Genomic DNA, 11,807 nt, shown 5'->3' on the forward strand with positions numbered 1-11,807 from the left:
GGCGTCAGCGCGAATTCGGGATGCCAATCTGTCTTAGACAACAAGGAGCGCTACGTCGATATGAAACGCGAGACCCGCCTCATTCACACCGGTCGAGCTGCCGCTCAATCCGGCCTCGTCAATGCCGCGATCGCGCGTGCCTCCACGATACTGGCCGAAAGCACGGCCGAGCTATACGCGCCAAGTGACGGCAGGAAGACCTACGGCCGCGGCGGCATGGAACCGGCCGGACAACTCGGCCAGGTGATCGCCGAGCTCTATCAGGCAGATCACGTGGCATTGGCGCCGTCCGGCCTCGCCTCGGTCGTGCTGGCCATCCGCGCCGCCGTCATAGCTCCGGGCGAGGCGCTCGTGCCGGATAGCGTCTACAAGCCGGTACGCGCTTTCTGCGATGCGGAGCTTCCACGGCTTGGCGTCACGCCGATCTACTATGATCCGCGTGCAGGCGCAGACATCGAGGCATTGGTCACCGACCGAACCGTACTGATCCTGCTTGAGTCGCCCGGCTCACTCACTTTCGAGGTGCAGGACATTGCCGCAATCACCTCGATCGCCCAGGAACGGTCGATCGCAACGGTGATCGACGACACCTGGAGTGCGGGTGTTTTGATGAACCCGCTCGACCTGGGCGTCGACTATGCGGCGCAGTCGCTCACCAAGTACGCTGGCGGCCATTCCGATTTGCTGATGGGCAGTGTAGCGGCGCGCGGCGGAGCGGCTAAGCAAGTCGAGGCTTGCGCCCGGCTGAACGGCCTTCATGTCTCACCGGACGATTGTTTCCTGGTGTTGCGCGGGTTGAGGACGCTGACTCTGAGGCTGGAGCGCTCCGGCGCGAACGGGCTGGAGCTGGCCCGGAGACTGGAAGACCATCCCAAAATCGCGCGTGTGCTTCACCCGGCTCTGGAAAACCATCCCGACCACGAGCTTTATAAGCGCCAGTTCAGCGGCTGCGCCGGGTGCTTCAGTGTCATTCTCGATGGTATCGGTCCGCGCGAAGGCGAAGCGATCGCGGACTCACTTCACCTCTTCGGCATCGGGTTTTCCTGGGGCGGATTTGAAAGTCTCGTCCTGCCCTGCGACCGCCAACTGGTCCGCACCGCGGTGCCCTGGCAGGCGGAGGGCGCACTCGTCCGTTTCTCGACCGGTCTGGAAGCAGTTGATGATTTGTGGGCGGATATCGAGCAGGCGCTTGATGCTTAGCTGATCAGCAAGGCGGCAATCAGCAATGCGAGGAAGGCGGCAAAACCAAGTAGTCCGACAACCGGCATCCAGCCCGATTCCATGAAGGTTCTGGCCTTGCCCTCGGGGTCAGGATCGGACCGCATCGCAGATTCCAGACGCCGCGCTTCTGCCGAATGCCCGGCGGCTTCGTCGTCCGTACCCAGGGGGGAGGCTGCTGGTTCGTTGTCGTCCACAGGTTCGCCGGGACGCCGGGCGTGCTTGCCCTTGCGGACCTGTGCAGCGGTCGGCGATTTCGAAAACTGGGTCTCGCCATTTTGCGGTGCCATCGGTCTCTTCTCCATTCTCGTCAGATCAGGAGCTAGATTTCGACGCGGTCAGTTCTACTGAATAGCTGTATTAACGGGTGTAGTTGGCATCTGCATCGCGCTGAACAGCGAGATGGCGCCTCCGGCAGGACTCGAACCTGCAACCATTCGCTTAGAAGGCGAGCGCTCTATCCGGTTGAGCTACGGAGGCCAAGGCCCACGCCTTAGTGAGACCAGGGCACTTTACGCTCGAACGAGAAATTGCCAGCGTAGGACTTGATCTTGCGAGGGGTTTCACGCGCATCGCGAACCTGGAACGGAATCCCGTAGCGCTTGGCGTAGGAGACCGCGTCTTCCTTGGTTTCAAAATTTAGATGAACCTGACGTCGCGTGTCCGAACCGCCTGACCATCCCATCAGAGGATCGGGGCGTTTGGCCTGCGCCGGCTCAAATTCAAGAACCCAGTGCTGGCTGTTTGCCCGTCCTGATTGCATGGCGTTCTTAGCCGGGCGATAGATCTTGGCGAACATCTCTCGTTTCGTCCTTCAGCGGTCATTGGGCCCGTTCAAGGCCCTTAGAGGCTGGTCGGGGCGGCGTGATTCGAACACGCGACCCTCTGCTCCCAAAGCAGATGCGCTACCAGGCTGCGCTACGCCCCGATTTACCCGGCCCGGTTTAGGCAGGATGCGTGCTGTGCGCAAGCACCTCACCCCTCTTCCGGCTGCGCCTCTGCATCGGTTGGGCTGTCATCGCCAACCTCTTCGGACGACGGGTCCTGCTGATCGATTGCGGAAGCGGCAGTGCCGAACATGGCGTGACGCACAAGATCGCCCGGCTCGATACCAAGCTCCATGGCACGACCAGCGCCGATCTCGAGCACGCCCAGAACCGGCTCGCCCGAAGGCAGCTGCCGGCGGGACATGGCCTGCGCGTGTGCGATGATCTTGGCGATCGTTCCGTCTTCCCGGATGTAAATAATATCCAGCGGGATCAGCGTGTTCTGCATCCAGATGGCGACCGGTTGCTCGACCTCGAAGTCGAACAGCATGCCCGCATCGTCGGCGAGCTGCTCGCGCCACATCAGGCCGCGTTCCCGGCGTGCCGGCGTGTCCGCTATTTCTGCGGTCAGAGTCACCTCGCCTTCCCCGGTTTCGATGATGACGGGATCAGGCCCGCCATAAACGATTACGGTGTCGCGAGCGGCCGGCGCACCAGACACAGTATCCTGAAATGCGAACGCACCGGTTAGCGGCGCGGCGGTCAGGGCGAGAGCGAGAAGGATTGAACGTATCATGCGCCAGAAGCTAGCCGCGCGCGATGCGGGGCGCAATCTCGATGTCCAGACGCCGCGATGACTGCGCAACGCGTCTGGTGCATCGCACAAAAGGCTTGAATCCGCGGTGCTGACAGAGTTTGTTCCGCTCGCGTCAACTCAAACGGAGCCATTCATGCGTCTGTCCAAGATCGCGGCCGGTGTGAACCCGCCTGAAGACATCAACGTCATTGTCGAAGTCCCGGTTGGCGGCCAGCCGGTCAAGTACGAGATGGACAAGGAATCGGGCACCGTCTTCGTCGACCGTTTCCTGCACACGCCGATGCGCTATCCGTGCAATTACGGCTTCATGCCTCACACGCTTTCTGATGACGGCGATCCCATCGATGTGATGGTGCTGGGCCAGACGGAGCTGATACCGGGCTGTGTTGTGCGCGCGCGTCCGATCGGCGTTCTTCTGATGGAGGACGAAAGCGGCCAGGACGAGAAGATTCTCGCCGCGCCGCACGAGAAGCTGACGCCCTTCTATTCCAACATCAAGAACTACACCGATGTGCATGAGGCCCAGCTCGCGCGGATCACGCACTTCTTCGAGCACTACAAGGATCTCGAGCCCCGCAAATGGGTGAAAGTCGAAGGCTGGCACGGTATCGACCGCGCCCACGACCTCATTCGCCAGGCGCTCGAGCGGGTAAAGACACAGGGCTGATCGGGTTCTAACCCAGTAGGCTGCAGGTTCGAGAACGGGCTCCTTTTCAGGAGCCCGTTTTCGTTTGGGCGGAGGCGTGACCGCGCGGGCCCACGTCCAGATTACTGAATCGCGGCGGCCTCAACCGGGAGGCAGGCCAGAGTCGCGTTCAGCGCCGACACTACCGTGAGGCGAGCTTGCGCGATTGGTTTTCGAAGGGAAATGCGCGCGAGTGGTAGGCCCTAGGGGAATCGAACCCCTCTTTCCAGGTTGAAAACCTGGCGTCCTAACCGATAGACGAAGGGCCCACTGGCTCGCGAGAACGGGGGTATATCCGCTGGGTTTTTTTGATGCAAGCGGCGGGTGAAGAAAAAGCTGCATCATTGTCAGCGCGCCGGAGCGAGGTCTTCCAGATGCAGTTCTGCCCTCCGGCCGAAGCGGTTATCGGAGGCTTTGAGCCGTCCTGCCACGTGCCAAGGCCCCTCTCCGCCTGAGAGTAGAGCCTGTCCGATCGGATCGTCCGCCCGGCGGAACGCGATGCCGCCCAAGCGGGAGCCGCTGGCATCCTCGAACGCAAACCGGACATGGTCCTGACCCACGCGTTCGGCATAGGTGCAGCGCAGGTCTGCAAACGCAAAGCGCGGCTCGGGATGGCCGGCGCCATAAGGCGCCGCCTTGTTCAACGCTTCGCAGAATTCAAAGCTGACAGCGCGGGCACTCATGACCGCGTCGAAACGCGCCGTGCGCGCCTCGTCTGCCTGCTGCCACTCTGCCCCCAACGCCTCGGCCATGAAGGCGCGAAACGCGTCCACGCGTTCGGCAGCAATGGTCAAGCCGGCCGCCATCGGATGGCCGCCGCCGGCGATCAGCAGACCTTCACTTTGCGCCCGCGAGATGGCAGCGCCCAGATTGACGCCGGGCACCGAACGTCCTGAACCCTTGCCGAGCCCATCTTCTGCAAGGCCGATCACGATAGCCGGCCGGTTGAATCTTTCTTTCAGGCGCCCCGCCGCAATCCCTATAACCCCGGCATGCCAGTTCATCCCCGCCGCAATGAGCACCGGCGTCGTCTCATCGGGTGGGTTAGCCTCGATTTCGGCCATGGCTGCGCCAAGAACCTCGGCTTCGATGGCCCGCCGCTCGGCATTGAGGGCATCGAGCTCGGCCGCAATCGAACGCGCTTCGGTCCTGTCGTGCGCACTCAGCAGACGCACCCCCAGATCGGATTTGCCAACCCGCCCGCCTGCATTGATCCGGGGTCCGATAAGAAACCCGGCCTGGTAGGGCGTCGCCGGACCCTCCGCGCCTGCGATCTCGGCCAAGGCAGCGAGGCCAGGTCTGGTCCACGCGCTCATCACCTTGAGCCCCTGCGCCACAATCGCGCGATTGATCCCGGTCAACGGAACGACATCGCAAATCGTGCCGAGGGCTGCCAGATCTGCCAGCGCAAGGACGTCCGGCTCCGGCCCATTCTGGAATGCCGCGCGTCGCCGGCCTTCACGGTTGAGAGCGGCCAGAAGGATGAAGGTGACACCCGCTGCCGCCATGTGCCCGCAGTGTGAGCGATCACCGGCCTGATTGGGATTGACCAGGGCCACGGAGGGCGGAACCTCCTCCTTCATCATGTGATGGTCGACGACGATCACCGGCAGGTTCAGGGCCTGCGCCGCTTTGAGCGGCTCGATGGAGGCGGCACCGCAATCGAGCGTGATCACCAGCTCGGCGCCCTGTGCTTTCAATGTCTCGAATGCGGCCGTGCTAGGCCCGTAGCCTTCCTCGATGCGATCCGGGATGTAGATCAGCGGTTCCTGACCCACCGCGCGCAGCCACTCTATCAGCTGCGCCGCAGAGCTAGCCCCGTCCACGTCGTAATCGGCAAACAGTGCGATCTGCCGGCGAGCTTGCACCGCATCCCAGATAAGACCCGCGGCCTTGTCCATGTCGATGAAGAGCGAGGGATCGGGGAAGCAGTCGCGCAGCCGCGGATTGAGGAAAGCTGCCGCCCCGGCGGCGTCGATCCCTCGCGATGCCATGAGACGGGCCAGCGTATCGTCGCACCCTGCCGCACGGGCTATGTCGCCGATGAGCCGATCATCGGCCTCGCTAAGCTGCCAGCGCTTGCCGGAAAGCGAGCGCTCGACGCCGAACAGGGCGTTTGAGTTGGAGAGTGGCGGCGTGGCCATTATGCCGGACGCCGGGTCTCCACGATCCGGCGCGCTCCGCTGACCGAGGACAGAACCAGGCTCTCGGTTGACACATACCCTTCGCCGCGGCGCACGCCGGCCAGCATCAGGCCTTCGGTGACGCCAGTGGCGATAAAGACGCAATCCTTCGAGGCCAGTTCGTGCTCTGCGTATTTGCGTTCCAGGTCGGTGATACCGACCCGGCTGGCGCGTTCGCGCTCTTCGTCATTGCGAAAATGCAGACGGCCTTGCATCTGACCGCCCAGGCAGCGCAGGGCCGCAGCGGCCAGCACGCCTTCAGGGGCGCCACCCCGACCGATATAGATGTCCGGTCCGCCATCGGGGTCCGCGACGGAGATAACACCGGCGACGTCACCATCGGGGATGAATTCGATACGCGCGCCGACCCGGCGGATGTCGTCCACGATGTGCTGGTGACGTTCGCGTTCGAGAACACAGACGGTGATATCGCGAACATCGACACCCTTGGCCTTGGCCAGAGCCTGCACGTTCTCGGATGGGGAAGCATCCAGATCGATCACGCCCTTAGGGTAGCCCGGACCAATCGCAATCTTGTCCATGTAAGTGTCCGGCGCATGCAACAGTCCGCCACACGGCGCGATCGCCAGGACCGCCAACGATTCTGGCAGTCCCCGTGCCGTCAGGTCCGTGCCTTCGAGTGGATCGAGCGCGATGTCGATTTCCGGTCCCTCTCCGGTCCCGACTTCCTCACCGATATAAAGCATCGGCGCTTCATCGCGTTCGCCCTCGCCGATCACGATGCGCCCGCGCATGGCCATGGCGTTCAAGCCCTTGCGCATGGCATCCACCGCAGCCTGGTCGGCGGCGATCTTGTCGCCGCGCCCGGCGAGACGTTCGGCAGCAATGGCGGCCATTTCAGCCGCATTGAGGGCTTCGAAAGCGAGACGATCGAGCGCGCGGCCGTCGGACATGACTAAATTCCTTCCAGAGTGGGGCGATGCCGGTGTGAGCGGCCTGTATTCTCTAACCTGATTTGGGTGGCGTGATCACGAGCCAGGCGCAGGCGGCGGCGCGTTTCGCTCGCGCGCCTGACGCACGTAGGCGCCGGTATCGACCGGCTCGTCGGCAATGGCCTCTGCGCGGGCTCGCACCTGCGCAGCCAGGACAAGCAGACGCCGGGTCGTCGCTGCAACTTCGATGCGATCTTCCGGGTCAAGTTGATAGCGGGGAACGGTCGCGGGCGGCGCGATCCGGCGCCCTTCCTCCAGGCTGGCGTCCAGCCAGGCCGCCTCGTCGGCAGCCTCCCCCATACCCGCACACCCGGCCGAGGCGAGCGCAATTGTCGCGCAGCAGGCCTGCACCAGGCGGTGAAAACTGATCAAGAGCGGTCTCCCGTGATTGGACGCGCAGGAGGCTTTCTATACGCTGAAGTCTTCGTCTGTCACCTCTCGTGAAGAAGGCACTTGCCATGGCCGACAGCAAGTCTTCTGGCCCGTCTCACCCGGAGCCCGTTTCGGACTCCGAATCGAAGGACTCGTCGGCGAAGCCGCAGGCGGCTGCGGACCCTTCGCCGGAGGCCGATCCGAGCCTAGCCGAGCAGTCGCCTAAGGTGCGCTCCTTCTCCGATCTGACGCAATTGGGCGCGTTGAACGAGGCCGAGATCAAGCATCTCGATGCCCTGTCCCGCAACCTGATGGACACGGCGATGAAGAGCCAGACCCTGCTGGCCGAGATGATGGCGCGGCCTGACCGGCCCGGCCCGGGCCTTTCGCTGGAGACACTCTCGAAAAGTCCGGATCTATCGCGGGTTTTCGAACAGGTCGTGGCCGATCAGGACCTGATCATGAAGGCCCAGAGCGACCTTCATCAGGGCTATCTCGATCTGTGGTCGGGCACGGTGTCGAAACTGATGAAGGCGCCCGCGGAACCCGTGATCGAGCCGGCTCCGGGCGACAAGCGGTGGCAGGGCGAGGAATGGACCAGCCACCCGGTTTTCGATGCAATCAAACAGTCTTACCTGCTCAATCAGCGTTTCATGATGAGCCTGGTCGAAGGGGTAAGGGGCGTGGAAGATCGCGCCAAGCGCCGGGCCGCCTTTCTCACCCAGCAATTCATGGATGCGATGGCGCCCACCAATTTTGCCCTGACGAACCCCCAGGTTCTCAAGGAAACCTATGAAACCCAAGGCGAAAATCTGAGCCGTGGGCTGATGAATCTCGCCCGCGACCTGGAGCGCGGCAAAGGTCGGCTGGCGCTTTCCCAGACCGATATGGAGGGGTTCAAGATCGGCGAGAACCTGGCGACAACGCCGGGAAAGGTCATATTCCGCAACGAGTTATTCGAGCTGATCCAGTACACGCCCCGCACGCAGAACGTCCGCCGACGCCCGCTTCTCATCGCCCCGCCCTGGATCAACAAATTCTACATTCTCGATATGCGGGCGCAGAACTCGATGATCGCGTGGCTGCTCGACCAGGGCTTCAGCCTCTTCCTGATGAGCTGGGTCAATCCGGGTCCCGAGCTGGCTGAAGCCGGGATGGAAGATTACATGAAGTCCGGGCTTTTCAAGGCTCTGGATGTGACACTTGAGGTGACGGGCGAGGAGCAGGCCGATGTCATCGGCTATTGCATCGGCGGGACGATGCTCGGTGCGGCGCTCGCCTATCTCGCGAAAGACAAAGAGGAAAACCGCATTGCGTCGGCGACATTCTTCGCCGCCCAGCTCGATTTCGAGGACCCCGGCGAGCTGATGGTGTTCATGGAGGACGGCTGGGTCGGCGAGATCGAGCGGATCATGGAATCCCAGGGCGGCGTGCTCGACGGCCAGATCATGGCCGACACGTTTAATGCCTTGCGCGCCAATGACTTGATCTGGTCTTTCGTGGTCAACAACTACCTGCTCGGCAAGCAGCCCCAAGCCTTCGACCTGTTGTACTGGAATGCCGACCAGACGCGCATGCCCAAGCGTCTACATCTGGCCTATCTCAATGCGTTTTACCGCCATAATCTGCTATCTCAATGCAAAATGACGCTCGATTCCCGTCAGCTCGACCTATCTGAGGTGACCGTCCCCGTCTTCATGCAGGCCAGCATCCGCGACCATATCGCGCCGGCCGCCTCGGTCTATCGCGGCGCGAAGCTGTTCGGAGGACCGACCGAGTTCATGCTGGCCGGATCGGGGCATATCGCCGGCGTTATCAATCATCCCGACGCGAACAAATACCAGTATTGGAGCCGGACCGACCTGCCCGGCGATTTCGAGGCGTGGAAGTCCGGCGCCACGGAGACCGAGGGCTCGTGGTGGCCGCACTGGCGCGACTGGCTTTATCGTCTGAGCGACGAGACGGTGGCGGCCCGCGACCCGGGCAGCGAGGCCTACCCCCCGATCTGCGAGGCGCCGGGCGAGTATGTGAAGGTTCGCGGCTAGGCGCGGTCTTCTTTTCGCGCGACCACGAAGACCGCGATTGCGCCGTCCTTGCGCCAGCATTGCTCGACCCGGAAGCCGGCCTCCTCCAATTCCTCAAGGTGATCGGCTTCTGAAAACACGGCGACGCGCGGTAGCAGGCCGAGCAGCCGGCCGAACGGGGCGACAAACCGGAACCAGCCCATCCGCTCCGCCAGGCAGGCCGTACTCATGACAAGGTGGCCGCCCGGCTTGAGCAGCCGGTGGATAGTCGAGAGCGCCACCCGGCGGTCCTTGAGCAGATGAAGCAGCGAGTGCGCCATGACGACGTCGAAGCTCTCCATGGGCGCCTGGAAACTGTCGATATCGGCCACTTCGAAATCGACATTTTCGATCTCCGTCACCGCCGCTCTCTGGCGGGCGATCTCGATCATCTGTTCAGAAATGTCGGTCGCCAGGATGTGCTGGACGAAGGGCGCGTGTTTCAGCGCGGTCGTCCCGGTCCCACAGCCCAGCTCCAGCACCCGGCTGTCTGGCGTCAGATAGTCGCGCGTGATCGCGAGCTTCTTCTCGTAGCTCTCCTCGTCCGCAACCGGAGACGCGGCATATTTGCGCGCGCTGCGGTTCCAGAAACCGGCATCGGTCTTCATGAGTGACTCTGCGCTCCTGTCTCGTGTCCCTCAGTCCTAGCCATACGCCAACACGCAATGAATTGTCGAAAATTGTGGGTTTGCTATACAAATTTGTATGACTTGGCAGGTAATCCAATTTGACTGGAACCAGGCGCGCGCCTTCCTGGCGACGCTGGAGGAAGGCAGCTTCTCCGCGGCCGGGCGCGCGCTGGGGCTGACCCAGCCCACGCTTTCACGCCAGATCGCAGCGCTAGAGGTGCATCTGGGCGTGACGCTGTTCGAGCGCGGGCCGCGTACAATGATCGCCACCGAGGCCGCGCTCGCGTTGGCCGATCACGTGCGCGCGATGGCGGACGCCGCCGCGAAGGTGTCGCTGACCGCGGCCGGTCAATCCTCTACGGTCAGCGGTCTTGTGACGATTTCGGCGACCAGCCTGACAGCCGCCTACCACCTGCCTGAGATCATCGCGACGTTGAAGGCCACTGCACCGCGCATCCAGATCGATATCCTCGCCTCGAACGAGCTCAGCGACCTGTCCAGACGCGAGGCCGATATCGCGATCCGCCACGCGGCGCCGCGCGCCGCCGACCTGATCGCGCGCAAGCTGGGCGATATGTCCGCACATCTCTACGGATCGCCCGGCTATCTCGACCGCGCCGGCCGCCCCGTAACCCTGAACGACCTTGCAAGGCACGAACTGCTCGGATTTGCCTCGCGCGCGCAAGTTCGAGCCGTTCTCGACGAGTTCGGCCTGCCGATCGGAGACGATCAGATTCGCTACCGCGCCGAGGACGGGATCATCCTGCTTGAACTGGCGCGCGCCGGGTTGGGTCTGTGCGTGCTGCCGGACGATATCGTGGCCCGCGCAGGAGGACTTGAGCCGGTCCTGACCGAGGCTTTTCACGTTCCGGTTCCCAGCTGGCTTGTGACCCATCGCGAGGTCAAGACCAGCCGGCGTATCCGTATAGTGATTGACGCGCTGGCTGACGGGCTGGCCCCAGCCGTCGCTTGAGCGCCAAACAAAACGGGCGGCTCCACTGGAGCCGCCCGCCTGGCAAACCAAAACTGCAAGTGCCGTCCTAGCGCTTCGAGAACTGGAAGCTCTTACGGGCTTTCTTGCGGCCGTATTTCTTACGTTCCACGACACGGGAGTCGCGGGTCATGAAGCCACCGGCTTTCAGCACGGCGCGCAGGCCCGGCTCGTAATAGGTCAGTGCCTTGGAAATGCCGTGACGCACCGCACCGGCCTGGCCGGACAGGCCGCCGCCGGTCACCGTCGCGACGACATCGTACTGGTCGGTGCGATCGGCCGCTTCGAACGGTTGTTGCAGCAGCATGCGCAGAACCGGACGAGCGAAGAATTTCTCCTGCTCGCGGCCGTTCACGGTGATCTTGCCGTTGCCCGGCTTGATCCAGACGCGGGCGATCGCGTTCTTGCGCTTGCCGGTGGCATAGGCGCGACCGAACTCGTCGATCTTGGGTTCGGCCTGAACGGCCTCTTCAGCATCTGCGACGACCGGGGCGTCCGCTTGTTTGAGCGCGGATTTCAGGTCTTCGAGAGAGCGAGCTTGTTCAGCCATGATCAGCTCCGCGCGTTTTTGGTGTTGAGGGACTTGAAGTCGATCGTCTCGGGCTGCTGGGCCACATGCGGGTGTTCGTCACCGGCATAGACACGCAACTTGGACATTTGCGAACGCGCCAGGGGGCTATCCTTGGGCATCATCCGCTCGACCGCCTTTTCGACGACGCGCTGCGGGAACCGGCCTTCCAGGATCTTGCGGGGGCTGGTTTCCTTGATGCCGCCCGGGTGACCGGTGTGGCGGTAATAGCGTTTGTCCTCGAACTTCTTGCCCGTGAACTTCACCTTGTCGGCGTTGATCACGATAACATGGTCCCCGGTATCGCAATGCGGGGTGAAGTCGGGGCGGTGCTTGCCGCGCAGGCGGGTCGCCACGAAAGCCGCCAGGCGGCCCACGACAGCGTCCTCAGCATCGATCACAATCCACTTGTGTTCGACCTCTGCGGGCTTTGCGGAGAAAGTCTTCATCGCTCAAGCCTTTACTCGAAAGCATTTGCGCGCCGGAGCCCACCTCCGCCGCGATCAGGCGCGCTGTCTACGCGAGGTGCGGCATCGGGTCAACTCACCGTTCCAGAAAATA

Annotated in this window: 13 protein-coding genes and 3 tRNA genes; 4 read left to right on the forward strand and 12 right to left on the reverse strand. The window is 62.9% G+C overall.

The window, feature by feature from the left end; translation table 11 throughout:
- Nucleotides 1-60: 60 nt before the first annotated feature.
- The gene (gene metC, locus PGP17_RS13720; RefSeq protein ID WP_270375911.1) at nucleotides 61-1,200 is read left to right on the forward strand and encodes a cystathionine beta-lyase; all 1,140 of its coding nucleotides are present in this window, start codon (nucleotides 61-63) and stop codon (nucleotides 1,198-1,200) included.
- Here the strand turns inward: metC and PGP17_RS13725 are convergent.
- The 5 genes from PGP17_RS13725 to PGP17_RS13745 all read right to left on the reverse strand — a co-directional run bounded on the left by PGP17_RS13725 (nucleotide 1,197) and on the right by PGP17_RS13745 (nucleotide 2,781).
- Nucleotides 1,197-1,508 carry a hypothetical protein gene (locus PGP17_RS13725; protein ID WP_270375913.1) on the reverse strand — a complete coding sequence of 104 codons (312 nt, stop codon included), beginning with the start codon at nucleotides 1,506-1,508 and terminating at the stop codon, nucleotides 1,197-1,199. The two genes, metC and PGP17_RS13725, sit on opposite strands and share 4 nt — an antisense overlap.
- Nucleotides 1,509-1,621: 113 nt before the next feature.
- A tRNA-Arg gene (locus tag PGP17_RS13730) sits at nucleotides 1,622-1,698 on the reverse strand.
- Between the two features lie 13 nt (nucleotides 1,699-1,711).
- Nucleotides 1,712-2,017 carry an ETC complex I subunit gene (locus tag PGP17_RS13735; RefSeq protein ID WP_135943742.1) on the reverse strand — a complete coding sequence of 102 codons (306 nt, stop codon included), beginning with the start codon at nucleotides 2,015-2,017 and terminating at the stop codon, nucleotides 1,712-1,714.
- A 52-nt stretch (nucleotides 2,018-2,069) separates the two neighbouring features.
- Nucleotides 2,070-2,146: transfer RNA gene (locus PGP17_RS13740), tRNA-Pro, on the reverse strand.
- Between the two features lie 47 nt (nucleotides 2,147-2,193).
- Nucleotides 2,194-2,781 (reverse strand): DUF192 domain-containing protein, encoded by a 588-nt coding sequence (locus PGP17_RS13745; RefSeq protein WP_135943743.1) that lies wholly within the window; start codon nucleotides 2,779-2,781, stop codon nucleotides 2,194-2,196.
- A 154-nt stretch (nucleotides 2,782-2,935) separates the two neighbouring features.
- On the opposite strand from PGP17_RS13745, the gene ppa reads away from it, so the two are divergent.
- Nucleotides 2,936-3,469 (forward strand): inorganic diphosphatase, encoded by a 534-nt coding sequence (ppa, locus tag PGP17_RS13750; protein WP_135943744.1) that lies wholly within the window; start codon nucleotides 2,936-2,938, stop codon nucleotides 3,467-3,469.
- A 212-nt stretch (nucleotides 3,470-3,681) separates the two neighbouring features.
- Here ppa and PGP17_RS13755 read toward each other — a convergent pair.
- The 4 genes from PGP17_RS13755 to PGP17_RS13770 form a co-directional block, all read right to left on the reverse strand.
- Nucleotides 3,682-3,756 (reverse strand) — tRNA-Glu (locus PGP17_RS13755).
- Between the two features lie 78 nt (nucleotides 3,757-3,834).
- On the reverse strand, nucleotides 3,835-5,631 hold the full coding sequence (gene recJ / locus PGP17_RS13760) for a single-stranded-DNA-specific exonuclease RecJ (protein WP_270375920.1): 1,797 nt from the start codon (nucleotides 5,629-5,631) through the stop codon (nucleotides 3,835-3,837).
- Nucleotides 5,631-6,584 (reverse strand): class II fructose-bisphosphatase, encoded by a 954-nt coding sequence (glpX, locus tag PGP17_RS13765; protein ID WP_270375921.1) that lies wholly within the window; start codon nucleotides 6,582-6,584, stop codon nucleotides 5,631-5,633. Before glpX ends, recJ begins: the two co-directional genes overlap by 1 nt.
- A gap of 75 nt (nucleotides 6,585-6,659) precedes the next feature.
- Complete coding sequence (locus tag PGP17_RS13770) at nucleotides 6,660-6,995, reverse strand: hypothetical protein (RefSeq protein ID WP_135943747.1); 336 nt, start codon at nucleotides 6,993-6,995, stop codon at nucleotides 6,660-6,662.
- 86 nt (nucleotides 6,996-7,081) lie between these two features.
- Between PGP17_RS13770 and phaC the strand changes: the two genes are divergently transcribed.
- The gene (gene phaC / locus PGP17_RS13775; RefSeq protein ID WP_270375922.1) at nucleotides 7,082-9,040 is read left to right on the forward strand and encodes a class I poly(R)-hydroxyalkanoic acid synthase; all 1,959 of its coding nucleotides are present in this window, start codon (nucleotides 7,082-7,084) and stop codon (nucleotides 9,038-9,040) included.
- On the opposite strand, the gene PGP17_RS13780 is transcribed toward phaC, so the two are convergent.
- Nucleotides 9,037-9,666, reverse strand: a complete 630-nt coding sequence (locus tag PGP17_RS13780) for a class I SAM-dependent methyltransferase (RefSeq protein ID WP_270375924.1) — start codon at nucleotides 9,664-9,666, stop codon at nucleotides 9,037-9,039. The two genes, phaC and PGP17_RS13780, sit on opposite strands and share 4 nt — an antisense overlap.
- A gap of 97 nt (nucleotides 9,667-9,763) precedes the next feature.
- On the opposite strand from PGP17_RS13780, the gene PGP17_RS13785 reads away from it, so the two are divergent.
- A complete protein-coding gene (locus tag PGP17_RS13785) occupies nucleotides 9,764-10,660 on the forward strand; it encodes a LysR family transcriptional regulator (RefSeq protein ID WP_270375925.1) in 897 nt (298 codons plus the stop codon).
- A 67-nt stretch (nucleotides 10,661-10,727) separates the two neighbouring features.
- Here the strand turns inward: PGP17_RS13785 and rpsI are convergent, their stop codons facing one another.
- Nucleotides 10,728-11,228, reverse strand: a complete 501-nt coding sequence (gene rpsI, locus PGP17_RS13790; RefSeq protein WP_135943750.1) for a 30S ribosomal protein S9 — start codon at nucleotides 11,226-11,228, stop codon at nucleotides 10,728-10,730.
- 2 nt (nucleotides 11,229-11,230) lie between these two features.
- Complete coding sequence (gene rplM, locus PGP17_RS13795; RefSeq protein ID WP_135943751.1) at nucleotides 11,231-11,695, reverse strand: 50S ribosomal protein L13; 465 nt, start codon at nucleotides 11,693-11,695, stop codon at nucleotides 11,231-11,233.
- Between the last annotated feature and the right edge of the window lie 112 nt (nucleotides 11,696-11,807).

Origin of the sequence: Marinicauda sp. Alg238-R41 (assembly GCF_947331485.1) — a bacterium.
Classification (GTDB): domain Bacteria; phylum Pseudomonadota; class Alphaproteobacteria; order Caulobacterales; family Maricaulaceae; genus Marinicauda; species Marinicauda pacifica.

Coding starts and splice junctions, on each gene's coding strand:
- PGP17_RS13780 (WP_270375924.1), bottom strand. CDS start 9,666: ATGAAGACCGATGCCGGTTTCTGGAACCGCAGCGCGCGCAAATATGCC.
- PGP17_RS13745 (WP_135943743.1), bottom strand. CDS start 2,781: ATGATACGTTCAATCCTTCTCGCTCTCGCCCTGACCGCCGCGCCGCTA.
- ppa (WP_135943744.1), top strand. CDS start 2,936: ATGCGTCTGTCCAAGATCGCGGCCGGTGTGAACCCGCCTGAAGACATC.
- PGP17_RS13735 (WP_135943742.1), bottom strand. CDS start 2,017: ATGTTCGCCAAGATCTATCGCCCGGCTAAGAACGCCATGCAATCAGGA.
- phaC (WP_270375922.1), top strand. CDS start 7,082: ATGGCCGACAGCAAGTCTTCTGGCCCGTCTCACCCGGAGCCCGTTTCG.
- recJ (WP_270375920.1), bottom strand. CDS start 5,631: ATGGCCACGCCGCCACTCTCCAACTCAAACGCCCTGTTCGGCGTCGAG.
- rpsI (WP_135943750.1), bottom strand. CDS start 11,228: ATGGCTGAACAAGCTCGCTCTCTCGAAGACCTGAAATCCGCGCTCAAA.
- rplM (WP_135943751.1), bottom strand. CDS start 11,695: ATGAAGACTTTCTCCGCAAAGCCCGCAGAGGTCGAACACAAGTGGATT.
- PGP17_RS13785 (WP_270375925.1), top strand. CDS start 9,764: ATGACTTGGCAGGTAATCCAATTTGACTGGAACCAGGCGCGCGCCTTC.
- glpX (WP_270375921.1), bottom strand. CDS start 6,584: ATGTCCGACGGCCGCGCGCTCGATCGTCTCGCTTTCGAAGCCCTCAAT.
- PGP17_RS13725 (WP_270375913.1), bottom strand. CDS start 1,508: ATGGCACCGCAAAATGGCGAGACCCAGTTTTCGAAATCGCCGACCGCT.
- metC (WP_270375911.1), top strand. CDS start 61: ATGAAACGCGAGACCCGCCTCATTCACACCGGTCGAGCTGCCGCTCAA.